The following is a 19,226-nucleotide window of genomic DNA, read 5'->3' as shown; positions in this document are numbered from 1 at the left end:
GCTCAAAAAGAACGGCGAAGCTCATGGGCCAAAGGGGTCAAAATTGAACGCCGATCCCCTCTCTCAGGGGGTCAATATTGCGTGCCGATTCACACTCACACTTGACAGCGACGTGTCCGCCACCAGTGCCAGGCACTCCAGTGCAGTCGTCGACGATCGACAGGATCCGGAAGCGCCCGCCGTCCGTCATCTGGTCGGCCACGCAGCCGAAGGCGGGCGCGGAGCGACCCATTCGAGCGGCCCGCGCTCGATCGGTCGCAGCGGGATCATCATCGGCGCCCGTTTCCCGGTCGCCCGCTTGCGGCCACCCCGCGGGCGGACCGTCAGGCGTTCCTCTTGGGTTGTGCCGGAACAGCCGCTTGTGGCTGACCTCGAAGCCATCGCGCCGGAGCAGCACATGCAGACGCCTGTAGCCGAACCGTCGCCGTTCCACGGCGATGGCCTTCATGCGCTCGCGCAGTGAGGCGTCATCCCCGCCCGTTGTTCTGTACCTCATGGTCATGCGGCAAAGCTAAGTGGCTTTACACGGCCGGCGTTCGCTCATCCCATGGGTGTCCACGAGGTGGGCGACAGCTCTCCGCTCGGCTAGCCAAGCGTCACCTCCTCTTTCCCAGCAGATCCTTCAGCGCGACGTTGTCCAGCATCGCGTCGGCTAGCATGCGCTTCAGCTTGGCATTCTCGTCCTCGAGCGCCTTCAGACGCTTGGCCTCGGATAGTCCATCCCGCCGAAGCGGGCCTTCCACTTGTAGATGCTTGCGTCGCTGACCCCGTGCTTGGCTCGCAAAGGTCGGAGACCGGGATCCCGGCCACGTGTTCCTTCAGGATCCCGATGATATGCTCTTCCGTGAAGCGGCTGCGCCTCATGTTCTGGTCCTCTCGATGGGCCCGACGAACTTCAAGCTGGATTATCCCAGAGGGGCAACGCCAGCCGTGGTCGACGACCATACGCGGGAGTGCCTGGCGCTCATCGCGGACACCTCGCTCTCAGACGCCAGGGTCGTTCGCGAACTGGATGCCGTCATCAGTCTGCGCGGCTAGCCCGAAACGATCGTCTCCGACCATGGCACGGAGTTGACCTCGAGGCCGTGCTGCGCTGGTGCCAGCAGACCGGAGTGGAATGGCACTAAATCGCCCACGGCAAGCCCACGCAGAACGCCTGCGTCGAAAGCTTGAACGGCCACTTTCGGGACGAGTGCCTCAACGCCAAGCTGTTCTCAACGCTCGCCGAGGCCCGCAGCGCCATCACCTCATGGAAGGAAGACTACAACGATCATCGACCGCACTCGGCGCTTGGCAACATGCCCCCAGCCTAGTTCGCAATGAAATCCACGCTGGAAAAAAGGGCCGCCTAAGGGCAGAAACGAAACCCAGGACTCGCCCTCAGACCGGAGAAAACACGGGTCTGAGACCACGTAGAAGGGCCCGCGTCGATGGTTCGGACGAAGAGGCCGTCTGGCGCTACAGCAGTCCACCAAGGAGTGTCTCTCGTGCCCAATAGCCGCATCGAACTCTCCCCAGGCCGCCGCTTTATGGCGGATCTAAGCTGGCTAGCTCTTAAAGTGCCCACCAGCGTGCTCAAGCGTACGATTGACCTTGGGCCGCTTTCTGAGGCGCGCGCTGCCTCTGCGGAGTCGGTACCCTGGCCGCTTATTGTGGCCAAAGCCTATGGCCTCACCAGTCGTGATCATGCTTTCCTAAGGCGATCCTATGTTCCCTGGCCGCACGCGCACCTAAGCGAGGCACCGTACAGCATCGCAACCGTTATGGTTTGGCGAGTGTGGGGTGGGGACAGCGCCGCTTTGTTCGCACGCATTATCGAGCCTGAAGCGAAGCCGCTAGTTGGCCTCGCCGCAGAGCTACGTGCCGCCGTCGAAACCCCCATAGAAGAGTTCCACAGTTTCCGCGCCCTCCGTATCCTTGACCGGCTACCACGTTTCGTTCGACGCATCGCGTGGTGGTACGCCTTCAATAGCGGGTTCCAGCGACCACGGTTCTTCGGAACCTTTGGAGTGACGATACTCGGCCAACGAGGCCTGACCCATCTAGTCCCGTTAGCCCCCGTCACCAGCGCGATAACGGTCGGCCCGATCGGCGCTAGCGGGGCGGCCGACGTCACTGTCGCTTTTGATCACCGCGTGATGGACGGCGTGCACGTCGCCGACGCGTTGGACGCGTTTGAGAACCACCTGAACGGGCCAATTCTCGCCGAATTGCGCGCCTTAGCGAGCTAGCAATCCAACAGAACAGAACTCGTCGTAATAACCCGGAAATCTTGCCGTCCAACGCCTCACAATAATTCCTAAAGACCAGAATTAGACAGACAAACCGTGCCTCACGTTTGTTTTATAATTAAAACTAATATACATCATTAGTGATAATAAAATATCTACGTACTTTCAAAATATCTAAGATCTTATTTAGTTCATTCTATATTTAAATTAATTTATTAGGATACATTATGGTAATTATACTATTACTAATAAATGATACGGAAAATTAGTTAAAAAATAAATAATGAATAATGATTTATACTGATTGACTGGCCTATAAAATTACATTATAGTCTTGACGCGCAATCTTGAAATCAAAAACAAATGGTATGCGCTTTAATAGATTTATCGTGTCAAACACATAATAAGGCGCGCCTTATGGTCTTTGGATCACCTATTGCCGAACGCCAAACGACGTGCAAGCTCGACATGCTGGCTTTCCGGGATGTGCCGTGAACATTGCCTATGACGTGACCCATCTGGTCGCTCGCTCCGGTATTGCGACCCCCACAGGAATCGATCGCGTCGATGCCTCCTTGGCTGCGGCCTTGGCTGCGCGTGACGACGTTACCCTGGTAGGCACGCAGTACGGGTTCAGAAAGCCTTTTTGCTTCGAAGGTCGCAAGGTCGGCGAACTCGCAACGGACCATCTGAAAAGGTGGGGTGAGTCGGGCAACCTGCCGGACGATGCGGAGACAGCAGTCATCAGGTTCCTTAACCAGCCTGCGGTCGATTTTGCCGGATCACCCGTTATCACGGGTCAGCGTATGAGAACCGGCGAGCACCGCCCCATTCGCTCACTCTTGGCCCATATCCGTCACGCCAGCCCCCTCAGCATCCCCGAAGGCGCAATCTACCTCAACATTGCGCAGTATCTGCTCGAAATCCCTTTGTTCACGCGTTGGCTCAGACACCGTCCGGACATAAAGTCGGCGTTCTTCATCCACGACCTTATTCCTCTCGATTACCCCGAATATTTCCGTCGCGAGCGGCAGTATCGCTTCCCAAGAATTATTGGTAGCGCAATGTCACGGGCAAAGGTGATCATCACCTCTTCGTGCACAACGGCCGAGAGGATCAACCGTTACCTTGTAGAGACAGGTTTCCCACACGTGCCAATTATCTCTGAGCCAATCCCACCATCGCCCTTGTTCTCGGCGCGAGACGATCGCCGCATCTCCGACATTCCCTATGTCGTTGCGATTGGAACGATCGAACCGCGCAAGAACTATCTCGGTCTAATCAACCTATGGCGCCAGTTGGTACGCAGCGGCCGGCCGGTCCCGAAACTCGTCATCATTGGACGAGGGGGCTGGGAGAACGAGGGTGTCATGAGCGTCCTGCATCGATCCCCAGCGCTACGAGGCCATGTCATCGCTGTCTCGGGGCTTTCTGATGCCGCCTGTAGGCGTCTTCTATTGGGCGCACGCGCCTTGTTGAACGCCTCTTTTGCGGAGGGCTACGGCATTCCGGTCGCAGAGGCGCTAGCCGCTGGTGTCCCCGCCCTGGTATCTGACATTCCCGTTTATCGGGAGATTAGCCAAGGCCATGCGATGTATCTTTCGCCCATGGACGGACCGGCTTGGGCGGAAGCCATCACCACCCTTACCGAAACGCATGAGGCGCAGCGACTATCGTCTATCGCACGATCCTACATCGCGCCAACTTGGGGCGACTATTGTGATCGTCTCGTCACGGCGCTGGCAAGGATCTAAGGCCACGACTTATGGCAAGCCCGGTCGCCCTTGACCTAACCCGTCTCTTCGTTTCCGTCCTGCGTGGGCGGCCACGCGGCATCGAACGGGTCGATCTAGACTTTATCGAAGCGTTGCTCGGGGACAGCGACCGGGAAGTGCTCGGCGTCGTCGCCTATCCTTGGGGCCCACGCATTGTGGAGCGCCCAACTCTCGCAGCGTTGGCGGCGTCGACCCGTCATCTATGGCGTGAAGATAACCCTTACCACACCGATCCAGTTCTCCGGGACGCCCGTCGTTGGCTTGTTCAAGGTGTACGCCCAAGACGCCGCCATCGCCGGCTGTTTCATTTGCCCCGCGACATCGTAAGCTTGGTGGCCCGAACGGGGTTGAAGCGCGGCGTTTCGTTGGGCCGACTTCCGAAAGGATCGCTTTATCTCAACGTGGGCCAGGTAGGCTTCGCGGTGGAGAAGGCGACCGGCTTCTTGGCTGAAAGACCGGACTTGAGGGCTGCGGCCTTTCTTCATGATCTTTTGCCGATAGAAGAGCCGGAGTGGTTCAACGTTCGCACAGATACCTATTTCGCGACCGTCCTCAACCGGATGCTCAGCCGTTGCCGGGCGATACTCGTCTCGACGAACACTGTTGCCAATCAGCTTAAGGCATTCACGCAGAGGCATCGTATCCCCTGTCCCGCCGTATTCGTTCAACCCCTGGTGCCTTCAGCCGCGCTTGACTACCACGCACCTCCGGATCCTACACTTGCTGCCTCACCCTATTTTGTGACCTGCGGAACTATCGAGGCGCGAAAAAACCAGCTCTTTCTACTCCTCCTATGGCGAGAGCAATTGCTAGCAGGACGATCCATGCCGAAGCTGATCGTAGCCGGTGTGCGGGGATATGGTGGCGCCGAAGCCCATGACCTGCTTGATCGCTGCGCGGCTATTCGCAGCCATGTTCTTGAGATGCCCGGGCTCTCGAGCCAAGCGTTGATGCATCTCATCGCTCATTCCAGAGGCCTGCTGATGCCAACCCACGCTGAAGGCTTCGGACTTCCTTTGGCAGAGGCATTGACCCTAGGGGTACCTGCCGTAGCCTCCGACCTCCCCGTACTGTCAGAAGCCAGCCAAGGCCAAGCCATTCTCGTCGCGAATGATGATGGACCTGCTTGGACAGAAGCGATCAGCCGGCTGGCCCAACAGGTCCCTCAGCAACGGCTTACCCCAATGAACGGCTTTAGGCCTGCACAGCGCAAGGAACTCATTGAGCTGATCACACAGCTAGATGAAACACTTGAGTTAACGAGCTAAGCACCAGCCGAAGTCTCGCAAGCTGCCGCCAACCCAATCCCAGTCTAGCGCAATACAAGAAATACAGGTTCCGTGTAATCTTACCTTGCCCCGATCACCGACCTTGTCAAACCAACCAGGCCTGCGCTCACCAACATTCTTGCCCTGCGCTTAGCCCAATAGCTTGCATCTCCTGAGCTGCCAAATGGGTCCAGGTAGAACAGCGTTGACGCCGGCGAGGCTTGTACAGTTCGTAGCAGATAGGCGCCACGCAGTCGGGGGCGAAGCGGCCGGCCGTGCCCGGCGAAACACCGAACTCCGGCTGGCGACTAGCCGCTCCAGGCGGTGCGCTGCAGGCAAAGGAAGCGGGAGGCGCGCTCGACGTCCGTCAGAATGGTCGGATAAGCAACCATTAGCCGCTCGACGGTCCGGCTGGTCGCACGCCAGCGAAGGATGTCCATGAAGCCTTCATGTTGCCGCTCGGGGCCTGCTATCGACCGAGAAAGGCGCCGCCCATACCGATGAACTGCTCGGCACTGGCCTCAAGGGGCACCGCGCGATCATGACGGCCAGGCACCGCGCCAGCTGCTTCTTGCCGCCGATATCGGCGTCTGGTCTGCCCCCAGAAAAGTGGTCCTCCCTGATGTATGGCTTTTGAGCCGATGGAGGACTGAAGAATGCCGAGAAAGAGACACAGCGCGGAAGAGATCGTCACGAAGCTTCGGCAGGTTGACGTGCTGAGTGCGCAGGGCAGACCGGTCGCAGAGGCGATCCGATCGATAGGCGTGACGGAAGTAACTTATTACCGTTGGCGCTCGGAATACGGTGGCCTGAAGGGTGATCAGGTGAAGCGGCTGAAGGAGCTTGAGACGGAGAACTCGCGGCTTCGGCGCGCCGTCTCGGATCTGACACTGGACAAGATGATCCTGGCGGAAGCTGCACGGGGAAACTTCTAAGCCCCGCACGCCGTCGCGCTTGCGTCGATCATGTTGTGGCTGAGCTTGGCGTTCCCGAACGGCGGGCGTGCCGGGTTCTGGGTCAATATCGATCGACGCAGCGCAAGGTTCCCACGACACCGGACGATGAAGCGGCGTTGACCGCCGACATCCTCGCGCTCGCTCTCCAATACGGCCGCTACGGGTATCGTCGTATCACGGTGATGCTGCACCGTGCGGGCTGGGTGGTGAACGTCAAACGGGTCGAGCGGATCTGGCGGCGTGAGGGGCTGAAGGTTCCGCAGAAACAGCCCAAGCGCGGCCGTCTCTGGCTGAACGACGGTTCCTGCATCCGGCTTCGACCGGAATATCCTAACCATGTCTGGTCCTACGACTTCGTCGAGGACCGGACCCACAACGGCAGGAAGTTCCGCATGCTCAACGTAATCGACGAGTTCACACGGGAATGCATGGCCATCAGGGTAAGCCGGAGATTGAAGGCTGTCGACGTGATCGACGTCCTCTCCGACCTGTTCATCCTGCGCGGCATCCCTGGCCATATCCGGTCCGACAACGGCCCGGAGTTCATCGCCAAGGCGTTGCGCGAATGGATCGCCACCGTCGGTGCCAGGACGGCCTACATCATGCCCGGGAGCCCCTGGGAGAACGGCTATTGCGAGAGCTTCAACTCGAAGCTTCGCGACGAGCTGCTTGATGGCGAGATCTTCTACTCGCTGAAGGAGGCCCAGATCGTCATCGAAGGATGGCGCCAGCACTACAACACGGCGCGACCGCATTCATCTCTGGGCTACAAACCCCCGGCACCAGAAGCGGTCCTGTGGCCGGCTGCGCAACCCGGACCAGCTTCGCCGGCCACGCCAGCCGTGGCGCCAAGACCCGTCATGCACTAACATTCAAACTGGACCACCCAATGGGGGCCGGCCAGGTCGCTTCTCACGGAAATTAATAGGCGACGTGAAGATGGCTTGCCGGCTTTCCCGCGGTGCAGAGCGTTTGCGCGACCCACGCCCAGCCTTCGCGCTCGCGGTCCTTTGGCCGGGCAATCGGCGGAAATACAAACTATCTCGTCGAGGTGGGCTGGTCGAAACGGCCACGATCGGAATCGCTGCGTTCGAGGCTGACGTTAAGGGGGCTGGGCCCCTCCGCCAAGCTTCCCAATGGCTGCAAGGGTGATGCGCTCGTCGCAACAGCGTTCCCCCTAACCCCGTCGGCGGTGCCTATGCTGAAGAAGCTAGGCGTCGCTGGCGCGCGCCTTCAGTCCGTCTGCTGCAGCCGTAACGCCGTGAAGAGCTGGGAGGCCATAAAGGCACTGAACGAGGAGCCGTCCCCGACCCGTGGCCGGCCGCTGACGTGTTTGGCCTGCGGCTGGCGCGCGGTGCAGCGGATGCCATCGCGTCTCAATGCGGATGGGTGGAGGTTTCCAAGAAAAACCCGCCGCCCGGGACCCAGGCGGCGGGCTGGCGCACGCGGTGTGGTTTGCAAGGGTCCCACCTGCGCCACAGATTACGTCGCATCTCAATTCGCCGTTGCCAAACTCTTCCATGGTAGCGACGATTATATAATGCGCCGCTATCCATCAATACCGAGACACAACCGCTGATGGGCCGGACCAGAAGCGGTAGTTAACCCGAGCCGTGATGGCGTGCACGGCCGTCGATGCACGCACCGAGTCAGTTGCGTTCAACGCAGCAGTCCACCCGCTGAACTTTGCATAGTTGTATTCAGCCGCAACAGACCAATTCTGGTTGATGGCGTATTCAGCGCCTACGCCAACGGTCCAACCCGCCCGGGTGCTGGATGCGCTACCTGTCCCAATGTTCGGGGGGGTTACATCATCGTATCGGAAGGTTGTTGACGCCAAGGCCAGACCGCCGCGGGCGTACCACAATGTCTGCCCCGCTGCGTAGCCCAAGCGGCCTGTGAACGTAGCAAAAAATGGCAGTCGATGCTGGTAAATGTCGTCAGCCGCGCCAAACGTTGAAGCAAACCGGCGATTCACTGTTGTACCCGAGATTGAGGTTTCAACACCAGCGACCCAGTTTGGAGCGAACTGCCAATTGTAGCCAATCTGTACGCCTCCGATGAACCCACTTGGTTCAGTACCGAATACCGTTCCGGCGGCCCAGTCAGGCGCTCCGCCCGAAGCGCCGCCCACGTAGCGGTTTCGGGACCAAACGCCGCCAGCGTGAAGACCGACGAAAAAGCCGGACCAGTCAAAAACGGGTGCCACTACCGCTGCAGGTAGAGGTGCGGCTACAGGCCCGCGAAGATCTGCAGCCTGGGTTGCTGTGGAAGTCAGAACGGCTACTAAAGCTGAGACATAGTGTTTCATTTTGCATCTCGTTCGTTGCTGTGGTGCATTCCCCCTTCAAAACTACCCTAGAGCCGAAGGGTTTCGGCACGGAGGTAGTTTGGCCATGAGGAGGCGAAGTATGTGCATCCGGTGTTGCAGATGAGCAACAAAGCGGTGACAGGCACCAGACGGCCCTGCAGTGGAGGTCGCAGCCACCTCCGGTTGGCGATCTCTCGGATGGCCTGCTGGAGCGCCTATGACCTGCTCCTCGTGGCGCGCGGATCGGACGTTGTAGGGCTCAATGCCCTGGACGAGACTAGCGATTTGATCGACCCAGCCCAGCTTGACCCGATTCCATCCGATGTCTCGCCGCAGCACCTCGGCGACCGTTTGCGTCGAGGTGATCAGGTCGACGCCGTATTGAGCTGAAGCTCGGTGTTGGTCGGCTGAGCCCAAACCTCTGCGCGTACCGATGCAACGCATGAGTTGATGAAACAGTTGAGCCCGCCAATTCACGGAGCGGTCATGGCAACCAATAGCGACAGAGTTAGCCTTTCCTCTTCGGCGCTGTCCTCATTCGTCTTAGCTTCGGCCTGAGCGCCCCTGGAGGCCTCGGCGACCTCGGCCTCCTGTGTCTTTCGCTACTCCGCCCAGAACTCGCGCTGCTTGACGATGAATCCGCTGAGGGCGTTGGTGACGACCTTCACCTACTTCGCCAGGAAAGCAATGGGCTGCTCGACCGTTCAGACAGGCGTTTCAAGCGTTGCTTTTGACATGCACGCTATCTCCTCCGTCATGGTGCGGGCGGCAACGCGCCGTTACTGCCACTTCCAAGGGCGCCCGGCAACCGCCGCGACATTATCCCGGCATTGGCCGAGACAGAAACCATGACGAGGCCGCAGGCCGTCTGGACACACCAGAGATCATGGTCAGCTGGGCGTTGGCTTTCAATGCACTCCAGAGGTCGCGAGGGGCGAGACGACAAAGACGCCACGGACCACGTATACGCCGAGTTGCCGCGGGAATTCTACGAGCCGAAGCCCTGTTCGATCTCCGCCGCTTGGGCATCAGTAGCCTCCTTGTCTTCGATCTCCCATACCCTGACCATCTCGCCGGCGCAGGCCTCGGTCGCCTGAACCTTCGCCGCCGCGGCGGCGGCGTCGTTCTCAATGGCGGCGTTGACTGCCTGCAGCGTCGGCTTAGCGCCGAGCGTGTCGGCCGGCTTTTCGATCGCCATGCCAGCGACCGAGCGAACGAGCCTCCCGGCGGCGCCACCTATAGCCGTCCTGATAATGCCTCCCAACATGGGGCCGCTCTGATTGATAAGGTTCTTCGCGAGTTGCCCCCGGCGGGGTCATGCATCGATGTCCGAAGCGACCGTGAGATAGGATGCCGAGACAACGGCTTTGGGGCCGGAACGGTGCCAGGGAAAGAGCGCCGGCACGACGAAGGCGGCGAAGACGACGAAGTCGACGATGAGGAGCGTGGCGAGATCGGCGGTGTGGCCGGGCCGGCCATAGCGCCGTCGGTCGTGGCCTTGGCCTGCGCATCGGCCTTGCGCGCCTACGTGGCGGCGTTGCCGGCCTCGCGTTTGGCCGCCTCGCGGATGGCGGACGCGGATGTCAGCGACACAGCGGCTCCCAGCCTTTGCCGAAGGCCTCCCAGGTGTGCGCGGCGCGGAGGAAGACCATGCGGATTCCGCAGATTGCGGGCACTGTCTCGGCGCGGCGGCCACGGACATACCACTGGCCCGGCCGGGCCCGCTGTTCACCGCCGGATCGAAGACGGCGAGATCAACGAGGGCCGGCATCGCGTCCCCACCCACCGCGTCCCAGTAGTTCTTGTGATAGATCGCCTTCACGTCGGCGACGGTCAGGATGCGGACCTCGGCCTTGGTGACCGGCCGACCGAGCCATGCGCGCAGCGTGCCGATCGTCACGCCGAGGTTCGTCGGTCCGCCCGGATCCCGAGAGTGGTCAACGTAACCCCCTCCATGATGAAGAACGACAGCATGGCACGGATCGGAATTGCCGGCAGCCATGGGCTTTCCCTGCGGTGGATCGGGTTCACGGTGTCGACAAAGCGGAATAGTAAGCACGCCGCTACCGCGATGCCGGTGAAGACGGCGAGGGCCATCAGCGGCGGCTCGGTGACGAGCGCCGTTGCGATGTCGGGATGGCACGGGAGCGGCGCTGCCAGCTGATTGCGCAGAACGATTTGATTACCGAGAGAGGGTGGTACCGTTTTGTGCGTTCTGCTACTTTAAGGACGCGGTGGACCTCTGGGTCGCGCCAGAGCCGGTCAGCCTTCCATGCGATCCACCCTCCCCGAAGGCTGGCCGGCTCTACCGTCTCTTAGCTTCTAAAAGGCCTGCGCGGCCTCTGATCGGTCGGTAGGACACCGACAGGATCGGAGTTGCGTCCGTGTTTGAGAAGATCGTGGAAGTAGTAGCTTTGCAGCGCGGGCTCAGCTGCGCGTTCCTTCTGAGCCATGATCGCCTGATTGCCCGACGATGAAGACCCTATCTCATGACAAGATTGATCTCGACAACGATGTCACGCGCGCCTCGCGGGCCTTAATGCGTCCCTCCATTCGGCCGATCGACGATCCTGAACGGGGACGCGCCTATCAGCGCTATTTGGAGGCGTTAAAAAGGCAGAGCAAAGCGGCCTGGGGTGATCCGATTTCGTAACAGGCATGATCTCGAGCTTCCTCGGGAATAACCCCGGCAGAACGCCTAGTGGCTGATGATGGGCAGTATGCTCAGCATGGCATGGGAGCCCTGCGACGCATCTTTCCCCGCCGAGGCATGCAGCGGCCGATGGAAGAGCCGATCAGCGCATTGTTGTGGGCGTGCAAAGCATCCACAGTGTTTCGGTGATGAGCAGCATGCAGAAATCGTTAACCGAATCAGACTGATGTGACGTTTCGCTCGTCAAAGTCTCTGGAGATAACGATGCCTCCACCGATCCGGCGCATAACGGCCCCGTCGCAGATCAGAAAACGATCGATATCGTTGGCGGGGCACAAAACCTCCATCTCCATGGAAGATGAGTTCTGGGACGGGCTACGGACGCTTGCCCGATTGAAAGAAGAGACACTTCAAACCCTCATCGGACAGATCGATAGTCAGCCCGGGAAACTTAACCTGTGCTCCGCCATCAGGCTCGAGATCCTCAGAGAGGCCCGGCGCGGCGGGCTGCCTCAGATCATGGAAAAATGCCGCACTCAGCCTTCGAACTCAGCTGATGCGGCGGCAATGGTAGACACCCCAAAACGCCGCCGGTTCACGATTGTGATTCGGGAGCCATCTCGTTTATCGCGATCTGGACGACATTCTTCAGCATCTCCCGCATGAACGGCTCATGGGCGGTGCCGGCGCTTCGTCTCATGGGTGGCGTGGGCGAGAAGCGGGCATAACGCAGGTCGATCGACACTCCGAGGGCCAGGAACCGCGCCGCCAGCGCTGGAGCCGTGTGATTGATGATGACCGGTGCCGCCGTGGGTGATACCCGGCTCAGCATGGTCGGAGTGACAAAGCGTCATGGCTTGCGGCCCTGTCCGAGACGGAACTGCTTAAGGGTATCGGAGACCAAGAAGCCAACTGCACGGCCACTCCCGATCGCCGATGAGGATCACGGCGAGGTCTTCGACGACGGGCAGGATCATCAGTCGGTGTCGGGCCTGTCGGGACGGTCCAGCCAAACGAGCCATGCCGCCAAAAGCGGGACGACGAGGATGACGTCGAGCAACGTCATCAGCCGAAGCCGCCCTCTTTCCACCAGACATAAACGGAGGCAGCAGTTTACCGCTTTAGGCCGGTGACGCGCGCCCCGCGGCATCGGTAAGTGATTCCCGCCCAGTTGATCGTGTGGCCAAACATGCCTGAGAGCCCAAGGGCCAAAAAGGCTGGCCACCAGATGGGTCGCCCAAAGGCATCGAAAAACGGCTGCCTTTCGTCGACGTTCCAGATCCCGGCACAAGCTTCCCGCACGACCCGCCACCGCAACCTCTGGCGGTACAGGGCCAGAAAGGCCATCACGGGAGCCGTCATGAGAGCGAGGGCAGAGCCGCTCGCAAGGCCGACGATCAGCGAGCCCCAACCCAAAATCGGCAGAAGTTGGAAGGCGACCAATCCCAGGAACAGGAAAGGGTTGTTCATCCTGAAGATCCGGAACTGCCGAACGCCAAATGACCAGAATGCGGAGATATCCCCGCCCCAGGGGGTGACAAGCAAAGTTCGCCGATTGGTGTGGACTAGGATGCCCTTGTCGCGCGCAGCGGCCGTGAGCTGAAGATCATCACTGAGCGCATTGCGCCAGTAGCGCCTAATCTCGAGCTTCTCTAGCGTCTCCCGGCGCATCGCCATCGTGCCACCCCAGGCCGCGGTCAGGCCGGTGATCCGCGGCACGAGCGCAAAGGAAAGGTTGATGGAGGTCAGCATCCGTGCAGCAAGGCTCTCCGAAGCGGGTACGATGAGCCTGTAACCGGTGACGATATCCTGGCCCTGATCAATGACGGCCCAATTGAGGTTCGAGAGCCAAGTCCGAGGTAAGATCACATCAGCATCGGCCATGACGACGAGGTGATCTACGGCATCGATCTCATCAAGTGCGCGGGTGAGGTTCCAGACCTTCTGGCCGCAATCGGCGCTGAGGCCTGCCTCGACCACCTTCACTCCGACGGGACGGCCACGCGTTGCAAAGTCCGCGGCGGCAACAGCAGGGTCGGCAAGGCTCTCCACCGCGATCACAACGCGGTAATCGGGATGATCCTGCGAAAGGAGCGACTGAAGGAAGGCTCGCGTATGAGGTGTCTGGCCCTTCATCGGCACGATGACCAGCGCCTTCGCCGGCTGCGCCGGATCGCCCATCTGCTCCATAAGCTGGCGATACTTCCAGGCGGCGTACGTAGCGCCGAGGCTCATTACAAGCCAGGCGACGATAAATCCATCAATCAAGCGCTACCCCGCGGAGCGTTCTGGCGATTGCGATCTCAGTCGCAGCTCGCATCCTTGCGATAGGTTCGCGGCGGTTCTGCGACAGCGAGATCCTTGAGGACCCGCCGCGCGCCAATGGCAAAGTTCGCCATGGTCCACAGAGCCATGCCGATGAACACGTGATCGAAGCTGGTCATGGGGACTGGCCACACATGCATCACGATCGGCGGAATGAACATCATGACGATGGTCACGGCGAGGAGGAACAGCCTACCCTCGGTCGGTCCAAGTCCCCCATAGCCGATGTCGTAGACACCAAGGACATTGCTGCGCAGATGGCTCAGCGATACCAGCATCAGGTAGCCGATGATGAAGAGGCAGGCGACATCGAACCTGACCCAGGGCGACAGCCCCAACCCGAAGAAGATGAGCGTGACAGTACCGATATCAACGCACTGATCGAGGAACATGCCAAAACGGGGACGCTCGATGTTTCGCTTCCGTGCAAGCGTGCCATCAAGGCTGTCTCCGAACCAGTGGAGGAAGAGGCCAAAACAGGTGACCATCAGCCACAACCGGCCGAAGTATGAGAGCGCATATCCCCCTGCAGCGATCACGCCGCCAGCCGCCCCGATCGCCGTCATCATGTTGGGGGTCGCTGCCTCGGGGAGACGCTCCGCTAGCCAGTTGAGCAACTGACGCTCCTTAGCGGATGTGAGCGAGGAGATGACCTTATCCGACATCGACACTTGCCATGTTCAACCGCTCTGCTGCTCTCTCGCTAGCAAGGACGCCCGCTACACAGCAGGCAAGCCCCCACTCGTCCCAGTCGTCTTAAATTGAGATGATATCGTAATCGTCCAGATCGCTAGCCGACTAGTTTTCGACGCGTTGAAAGGGGATCCGCCCAACCGCCTGCCACTGGTGAGTGAGACGATAGCAAGCGTCAAGGGGGCATAGGCGTGTCGTTCCCGTCCGCGATCTTCGTTCCGGCATCGACCTCTACGATTGCCGCGCGTTTGCGACCACGAAGTGCTCGGCGGAGGAACGTTCGTCTGGTGCGGCAGACGGGCGCTCGTATCGACTAGGACGCAGGTCCCCGGAAAAGCGCGTGGCGATCAGCGTGTTGGTATCCGTCTCGGTGGCCGGCCCATAGCGCCACTCGTGGCAGTGGATGGCGCTGCTAGACCAAACTGCGGAATGATTCGGCAAGCGTTCTGAGTTCACCCGGCATTGACCGCTTACCTGCCAGCACCGGATCCTTGGTGGCCACGACAGGTTTGGCATCGGGTCGATGCCAGTTGTCTGCGCTGGGTTGGCTTCGCTCAACCGAGGCAGGTCGACCACAGATCGCTGCCTCGACCTTGAGTACCATCCCGGAACTGCGCTTTGACATAAGCCGCACAATTGGCGACACAAGCAGCGTTCTGCCGGTCCGCTACCGGCAGTCACGCCGAGGACCCCGGGGACGAACCATTAAGCGTCATATTTTGATTACTGGAGCGTCCCGTGGCATCGGAGCCGGGCTAGCGCGTTATTACGCGGCGCCGGACGTTCAGTTAACGCTTCTCGCTCGATCGGAAGAACCTCTTGCGGCGGTTGCGGAAAGCTGCAGGCGGGACGGAGCCATTGTTCGCTACCACCCAGTCGATGTGGGAGATGCGTCTACGGTCGCCGCGATCGTGACTGACACTTCCCACGGCCCCGTCACACTTCTTATCGCCAATGCGGGGATCGGCGGCTCGGCGGCCGTCGCGGGTCCCGGCGGCGAGCATGCGAGCGATGCAAGAGCAATTGGCCAGGTCAACTTTCAAGGGGTGATCAACACGGTTGCGCCTGCTCTCGCGGGCTTTGCTGAGCGTCGTTCAGGCCAAATCGCAATCATCGGATCGCTGGCTGGGGTCGTGCCACTGCCATCCAGTCCTGCTTACTCGGCTGCAAAGGCGGGTGTCAGAGCTTACGCGATCGCCCTTGACCGGCTGATGCGCAAGTCTGGCGTGAGGGTGACCCATATCGCCCCCGGCTTCGTTGCAACCGACATGAGTGCAAGTCTCGCTATGGACTTGCCCTATCTTGTACCGCTAGACGATGCGGTGCGATTGATCGCGCGCGCTATCGACAAGCGACGTCAAGAGTTCATTTTTCCTTGGCAGCTGCGCTTGGCAGCTGGCGTTCTGTCCCGGTTACCTGACTGGCTTTTGGTCAAGATCCTCGACCAGTCACAAAAGAATCTTGAACGATGAGCGGTGTGAAAGTCAGGCAGATCGATCCCGCAACGAAGGCGGATGTGCGCGATTGGCTTCAGGTTCCACGTATCGTCCACTCTGGCGATCCGAATTTCGTAGACCATGGCGATGGATCTGAGCACCATCGATTGGTCAAGAAACATAATCCTTACCTCATCATCGCCTCAGTCGCTTTCTTCGTCGCCTACCAGAAACAGAAGCCGGTGGGACGGATATCTGCCCAGTTTGATCCGCGCCTGAAGGACGAGGACGGCGGGATTATCGGTCAGTTTGGTTTTGCAGATTTCATCGAAGATCAGCGGGTGGCTGATGCTCTGGTGGCCGCAGCAGCATCGTGGCTCAAGGCGGCCGGCGCGACGACACTGCGGGGCCCCTTCAACCTCTCCATCAACCAGGAATGTGGATGTCTGGTTGAAGGGTTTGAAACGCCCCCCGCCATCATGATGCCTCATGCCCGCGTATGGACAGGGCGAATGCTTGAAAGAACAGGATTAGTCAAGGCGGTGGACCTCCACGCCTGGCGCGTGAACCCTTTCATGGTTCCGGAGAAGTTTCTCGCCTATGCGCGCCGTGAGCAAGATGCTCATTCCATTGTTAGCCGACCGCTCCGGACCAAGGAGCTGCGCGCCGAATTCGACCATATGGGCCGGATCTTTAATGACGGCTGGCAGGACAACTGGGGCTTCCTCCCATTCAGCCAGCCCGAGCTAGATCACCTCGCAAAGGAGTTGAAATTGATCATGAGGCCTGATTACGGGCTTTTTGTCGAAATCAGCGGCGAGCCGGTCGCTGTCATGATGGCCCTGCCCAACATCAATGAGCTCATTGCGCCGTTCAAGGGCAAGCTGGGACTGGTCAATTCCCTCAGGCTGCTCTGGCAACTGCGGCGTGAGCGGGCCCGCACCGCCCGGGTTCTCGTCCTCGGGATCAAACAAAAGTATCACGGGGCCGGTCTCGGTTCCGCGATCGTGGTGACCATGCTGGAACAACTTGTCCAGCGCAGCAGAAAATTTGGGCTCGAATGGGTCGAGTTCTCGTGGGTTCTTGAGAACAATGAACCTGCGCGCCACATCCTGCGCATGGCCGGCGCGCAGCAAACCAAAACGTACAGGATCTACGAAGCTGCGCTGGCAGACCTGGGCGGCAGTTAGGGGGCGTCTCGCCAGATGAGCGGCTTTGCTAGGTTCGTTGGACCGGAGCCGGTTTCCTTCGAACTCATCCCTTACCGGGGCGTCGATGGGGATGGTCCCGTTTACCGCGCGACCGAGCGGCCTTGTTGGTTCACACTCAAGACTGACGTGCCCGTATCGGGAGGTTGGGTCCGAATTTTCTATGATAGCAGTCTTCTCGAGACTCCCGAGCGCCCGGTTGTCCGTTTCGAGGGCCGCCATGATTCGACCGATCATGTGCTTCCGGCGGCGACGTTCGGACGGCAATCTTGGATCGGTTTTGTTCCTGAAGGAACAACGGCTGTCCGTGTATCGCCGCGTTCGCAGGTTGGCTGGTTCGGATTCCGAGTCGCTCATATCGAGCGGCTTTCGCTAGCTCGCATGCTAGCCCTTGCAGCAAGCCGAAATGTCGGTCGTACCGCGCTAGCCGTTCTGACGACCGCCCTGATGATGCGGACCGCCCAGCGCATCAACTTGCGGGTTGCGGTTACGGGAACACCGCTCTCGCGCTATGATGAATGGCGGAAAGCGAACCTTCGACCGATCGACCCAAACGGCATTGATGCCATCCCAACGACCCGTCAGCCTCACATCCGTGTGGTCGTCGTCAACTCGGGAGATGCGCTCGCCGAGGGGCCATTGGTCCAAAGCCTTCAACAACAACGCTACCTTCACCACAGCATCGTACAGGCACCGCCGTCTATTGATGACGCCGATATCGATGTTCGCCAAGCTGTCGCGGCTGATCCGGAGCTTCTCAAAGGCCTGCGGTCTGACGACCTAATTGTGGCTGTACCTTCCGATTGGTGCGTACCGCCCACGACTTTGTTTGCTGTGGCGAACGCAGCCGAGACTGAACCCGATAGTCCGGCATTCTACGGAGATGATGATGAGCTGTCGGAAGACGGCCGACATCATTCGCCGCGGTTTCGGACGGCGTATGATCCGCTTCTCGCTTCGACGGGCTTCTACAATTCCATTCCCATGTTCTGGCGCGTCGCGTGCCTGACGGCAAAGCCGGGCGCAGGGCAAACTCCAAAACCGCTTTCACGAATCCTGTTCACGCGAGGCGGTTCAGGAGGAAGAGTAAAGAGAGCGGCGAGGAGCAGTCCGCCACGCGGCCTCGGTGAGGCCCGTCGTTTGCCCCTCGTCAGCATCATCATCCCAACGCGGAACAATCACAGACTGCTCGCTCGATGCATCGATGCGGTCAAGGCGTCGGATTGGCCCGAGTTTGAGGTTATTGTCGTCGACAATGGATCGGACGAGAAAGCGTCTCTGACCTATCTGAGAAGCCTAGAATCAGACAGGTGCTTCAAGATCGTTCGGGACGATGGCCCCTTTAATTTTTCTCGGCTCTGCAATATGGGCGCTTACATTGCAGCTGGGGCCCTCCTCGTTTTTCTGAACAATGACGTGATCGCCGACGATCCGCTCTGGATCCGCTCGATGGCGCACCATGCCCTGCAGCCTGATATCGGGGCAGTGGGGATGAAGCTTCTTTTCGGGAACGGGCGGCTCCAGCATATCGGGGCCGTCGCAGGCCTGACCGGGCTCGTCGGTCACATCGATGTGGGACTGGAGCCTTCCCAGGCAGGGCTCCTCGAGCGAAACCTACTCGATCACCGCGTCGGCGCGGTCACAGGCGCTTGCCTTATGATCCGGCGGTCGTTGTTTTGGAGCCAAAACGGCTTCAATGAAGAGGCCTATCCGATCGAGTACAACGACATCGACCTTTGCTATCGGCTCGCCGAACGAGGCTTCTCGAACGTGGTCGTGGCCCGCCGGCACCTCACGCACCTGGAGTCCTACACCCGAGGAAAGACCGCGGTGAACGCCTATCCACTGGAGCGACGTGCTTTTGCACGTGACTGGAACGATATGATCCGCTCCGACCCGTATTTCCACCCCGCCTTGTCACTGGCCACTCACATCCCCCAGCTTGGCTAGCGAAGAAGCGCCCTAACCTCTTCGGGCGGTATGCCGTAGCGTACGCGGAGTGCCTCGACCCGTTCAAGTGTTCGACGGATTTCGCAGTGGAGGCGCGCGACATAGAGTTCGGCCTCCTCGATTGCTTCGCTGGTAGCAAGGAGCCCACATTCCTCGTCCCGCATGAATGCGAACCGCCGGTCTGCCTCCCGCAGGGAGCGGTTCCATGCCTGACGATGGAATTCAGAAACACCTTGATCGAGCTGCCAGCGCGACTGGATCAGGTCAAGAACGCGCCCCAACACCTGGCCGACCTGTATGCATCCGGCGAAGGCCGCCTTGCGCGGAGTGACGCAAATCGTTGAGCACTGTGAGTATGGACAGCCATACTGACAGTGTCTTGAGCCGCCTCGACATGGTGGAGACTGGGCGCCGTCGCCG

The 19,226-nt window shown here is 59.9% G+C and carries 16 protein-coding genes and 2 pseudogenes; 10 read left to right on the top strand and 8 right to left on the bottom strand.

Annotation, left to right across the window (positions count from 1 at the left end):
- Positions 1-84: 84 nt before the first annotated feature.
- Positions 85-864, bottom strand: a pseudogene (locus tag C8P69_RS22290) (transposase); the annotation flags it as partial.
- Positions 865-930: 66 nt separating this feature from the next.
- On the opposite strand from C8P69_RS22290, the pseudogene C8P69_RS24345 reads away from it, so the two are divergent.
- The 4 genes and pseudogenes from C8P69_RS24345 to C8P69_RS22270 form a co-directional block, all read left to right on the top strand.
- Positions 931-1,313, top strand: a pseudogene (locus C8P69_RS24345) (integrase core domain-containing protein); the annotation flags it as partial.
- A 174-nt stretch (positions 1,314-1,487) separates the two neighbouring features.
- Entirely contained in the window at positions 1,488-2,231 is a 744-nt protein-coding gene (locus C8P69_RS23645; protein WP_146167424.1) for a 2-oxo acid dehydrogenase subunit E2, read from the top strand.
- A 491-nt stretch (positions 2,232-2,722) separates the two neighbouring features.
- Entirely contained in the window at positions 2,723-3,985 is a 1,263-nt protein-coding gene (locus tag C8P69_RS22275) for a glycosyltransferase (protein WP_108179641.1), read from the top strand.
- An 11-nt stretch (positions 3,986-3,996) separates the two neighbouring features.
- Complete coding sequence (locus tag C8P69_RS22270; RefSeq protein WP_108179640.1) at positions 3,997-5,274, top strand: glycosyltransferase; 1,278 nt, start codon at positions 3,997-3,999, stop codon at positions 5,272-5,274.
- 308 nt (positions 5,275-5,582) lie between these two features.
- Here the strand turns inward: C8P69_RS22270 and C8P69_RS24500 are convergent, their stop codons facing one another.
- Positions 5,583-5,714, bottom strand: a complete 132-nt coding sequence (locus C8P69_RS24500) for a hypothetical protein (protein WP_281260085.1) — start codon at positions 5,712-5,714, stop codon at positions 5,583-5,585.
- Between the two features lie 216 nt (positions 5,715-5,930).
- Here C8P69_RS24500 and C8P69_RS22265 point away from each other — a divergent pair.
- Positions 5,931-7,099, top strand: a protein-coding gene (locus C8P69_RS22265) for an IS3 family transposase (protein WP_108179639.1) whose coding sequence is annotated in 2 segments (ribosomal slippage) — positions 5,931-6,195 and positions 6,195-7,099 — 1,170 coding nt in all. Because the reading frame shifts where the segments join, the coding sequence is not laid out codon by codon here.
- A 686-nt stretch (positions 7,100-7,785) separates the two neighbouring features.
- Here C8P69_RS22265 and C8P69_RS24615 read toward each other — a convergent pair.
- From C8P69_RS24615 to C8P69_RS24340, 3 genes are all read right to left on the bottom strand, one after another.
- Complete coding sequence (locus C8P69_RS24615; protein ID WP_108179638.1) at positions 7,786-8,541, bottom strand: outer membrane protein; 756 nt, start codon at positions 8,539-8,541, stop codon at positions 7,786-7,788.
- A gap of 988 nt (positions 8,542-9,529) precedes the next feature.
- Positions 9,530-9,739, bottom strand: a complete 210-nt coding sequence (locus C8P69_RS22250; protein ID WP_146167423.1) for a hypothetical protein — start codon at positions 9,737-9,739, stop codon at positions 9,530-9,532.
- A gap of 117 nt (positions 9,740-9,856) precedes the next feature.
- On the bottom strand, positions 9,857-10,543 hold the full coding sequence (locus tag C8P69_RS24340; RefSeq protein ID WP_245902198.1) for a glycoside hydrolase family 108 protein: 687 nt from the start codon (positions 10,541-10,543) through the stop codon (positions 9,857-9,859).
- Positions 10,544-11,014: 471 nt separating this feature from the next.
- On the opposite strand from C8P69_RS24340, the gene C8P69_RS23995 reads away from it, so the two are divergent.
- Together C8P69_RS23995 and C8P69_RS22240 are read left to right on the top strand one after the other, a co-directional pair.
- Entirely contained in the window at positions 11,015-11,194 is a 180-nt protein-coding gene (locus C8P69_RS23995; protein WP_170118361.1) for a hypothetical protein, read from the top strand.
- A 264-nt stretch (positions 11,195-11,458) separates the two neighbouring features.
- Positions 11,459-11,860, top strand: coding sequence for a ribbon-helix-helix domain-containing protein (locus C8P69_RS22240; RefSeq protein ID WP_108179635.1), 402 nt, complete (start codon positions 11,459-11,461; stop codon positions 11,858-11,860).
- Here C8P69_RS22240 and C8P69_RS23990 read toward each other — a convergent pair.
- From C8P69_RS23990 to C8P69_RS22230, 3 genes are all read right to left on the bottom strand, one after another.
- Positions 11,790-12,026, bottom strand: a complete 237-nt coding sequence (locus C8P69_RS23990) for a hypothetical protein (protein WP_170118358.1) — start codon at positions 12,024-12,026, stop codon at positions 11,790-11,792. The genes C8P69_RS22240 and C8P69_RS23990 overlap by 71 nt on opposite strands.
- 281 nt (positions 12,027-12,307) lie before the next feature.
- On the bottom strand, positions 12,308-13,462 hold the full coding sequence (locus C8P69_RS22235) for a glycosyltransferase family 2 protein (RefSeq protein ID WP_146167422.1): 1,155 nt from the start codon (positions 13,460-13,462) through the stop codon (positions 12,308-12,310).
- A 35-nt stretch (positions 13,463-13,497) separates the two neighbouring features.
- Positions 13,498-14,184 (bottom strand): CDP-alcohol phosphatidyltransferase family protein, encoded by a 687-nt coding sequence (locus C8P69_RS22230; protein WP_108179633.1) that lies wholly within the window; start codon positions 14,182-14,184, stop codon positions 13,498-13,500.
- Positions 14,185-14,706: 522 nt separating this feature from the next.
- On the opposite strand from C8P69_RS22230, the gene C8P69_RS22225 reads away from it, so the two are divergent.
- From C8P69_RS22225 to C8P69_RS22215, 3 genes are read left to right on the top strand one after another with little or no spacing between them, the layout of a single operon-like run.
- Positions 14,707-15,684, top strand: a complete 978-nt coding sequence (locus C8P69_RS22225; protein ID WP_170118360.1) for an SDR family NAD(P)-dependent oxidoreductase — start codon at positions 14,707-14,709, stop codon at positions 15,682-15,684.
- The gene (locus tag C8P69_RS22220; RefSeq protein ID WP_108179631.1) at positions 15,681-16,838 is read left to right on the top strand and encodes a GNAT family N-acetyltransferase; all 1,158 of its coding nucleotides are present in this window, start codon (positions 15,681-15,683) and stop codon (positions 16,836-16,838) included. The genes C8P69_RS22225 and C8P69_RS22220 overlap by 4 nt, the downstream gene beginning before the upstream one ends.
- A 15-nt stretch (positions 16,839-16,853) precedes the next feature.
- The gene (locus C8P69_RS22215) at positions 16,854-18,806 is read left to right on the top strand and encodes a glycosyltransferase (protein ID WP_108179630.1); all 1,953 of its coding nucleotides are present in this window, start codon (positions 16,854-16,856) and stop codon (positions 18,804-18,806) included.
- The last annotated feature ends 420 nt before the right edge of the window (positions 18,807-19,226 follow it).

Origin of the sequence: Phreatobacter oligotrophus (assembly GCF_003046185.1) — a bacterium.
GTDB classification, from domain to species: domain Bacteria; phylum Pseudomonadota; class Alphaproteobacteria; order Rhizobiales; family Phreatobacteraceae; genus Phreatobacter; species Phreatobacter oligotrophus.
Note: the sequence above shows the minus strand (reverse complement) of the source record. Positions and strands in the feature narration are given on the sequence as shown.

Bases quoted from the DNA above. Each gene is read 5' to 3' on its own strand.
- C8P69_RS24340 (WP_245902198.1), bottom strand. From the start codon at position 10,543: ATGGCTGCCGGCAATTCCGATCCGTGCCATGCTGTCGTTCTTCATCAT.
- C8P69_RS22215 (WP_108179630.1), top strand. From the start codon at position 16,854: ATGAGCGGCTTTGCTAGGTTCGTTGGACCGGAGCCGGTTTCCTTCGAA.
- C8P69_RS23990 (WP_170118358.1), bottom strand. From the start codon at position 12,026: ATGCTGAGCCGGGTATCACCCACGGCGGCACCGGTCATCATCAATCAC.
- C8P69_RS22240 (WP_108179635.1), top strand. From the start codon at position 11,459: ATGCCTCCACCGATCCGGCGCATAACGGCCCCGTCGCAGATCAGAAAA.
- C8P69_RS22250 (WP_146167423.1), bottom strand. From the start codon at position 9,739: ATGGCGATCGAAAAGCCGGCCGACACGCTCGGCGCTAAGCCGACGCTG.
- C8P69_RS24500 (WP_281260085.1), bottom strand. From the start codon at position 5,714: ATGGACATCCTTCGCTGGCGTGCGACCAGCCGGACCGTCGAGCGGCTA.
- C8P69_RS22270 (WP_108179640.1), top strand. From the start codon at position 3,997: ATGGCAAGCCCGGTCGCCCTTGACCTAACCCGTCTCTTCGTTTCCGTC.
- C8P69_RS24615 (WP_108179638.1), bottom strand. From the start codon at position 8,541: ATGAAACACTATGTCTCAGCTTTAGTAGCCGTTCTGACTTCCACAGCA.
- C8P69_RS23995 (WP_170118361.1), top strand. From the start codon at position 11,015: ATGAAGACCCTATCTCATGACAAGATTGATCTCGACAACGATGTCACG.
- C8P69_RS22230 (WP_108179633.1), bottom strand. From the start codon at position 14,184: ATGTCGGATAAGGTCATCTCCTCGCTCACATCCGCTAAGGAGCGTCAG.
- C8P69_RS22220 (WP_108179631.1), top strand. From the start codon at position 15,681: ATGAGCGGTGTGAAAGTCAGGCAGATCGATCCCGCAACGAAGGCGGAT.